Annotated in this window: 1 pseudogene; it reads left to right on the plus strand. The window is 58.2% G+C overall.

Annotation, left to right across the window (positions count from 1 at the left end):
* Window positions 1–38 precede the first annotated feature (38 nt).
* A pseudogene (locus tag EN857_RS33385) lies at window positions 39–411 on the plus strand (IS481 family transposase); the annotation flags it as partial.

The raw sequence follows: 411 nt of genomic DNA on the forward strand, positions 1-411 counted from the left end.
GATGGTGCATTTTTTTCCCAAGAATGGAAGGATGCAATATGAGCCAGGTTCTTCACGGCAGCGCCAAAACGACAGAGGAGATCCGTCGAACAATACAGAATAGTCAAGAGAGCCTGAGAACGCTGGCCAAGCGCTACGGGATCAACCAGAAGACCGTCGCTAAATGGAAGAAGCGGACGTCAGTTGCCGATCTGCCGACCGGCCCACAGGAGCCGAGATCGACGATCTTGTCGCTTGAGGAAGAGGCAATCGTCGTCACCTTTCGCAAGCACACGCTGCTGCCGCTGGATGACTGCCTCTATGCCCTCCAGCCGACGATCCCGCACCTGACGCGCTCCTCGCTGCATCGCTGCCTGCAACGTCACGGCATTTCCCGCCTGCCCGAGGTCGAGGGCGACAAGCCAGGCAAGA

The sequence above is a fragment of the Mesorhizobium sp. M4B.F.Ca.ET.214.01.1.1 genome, assembly GCF_004791545.1.
In the GTDB taxonomy this organism is placed as follows: Bacteria; Pseudomonadota; Alphaproteobacteria; order Rhizobiales; family Rhizobiaceae; genus Mesorhizobium; species Mesorhizobium abyssinicae.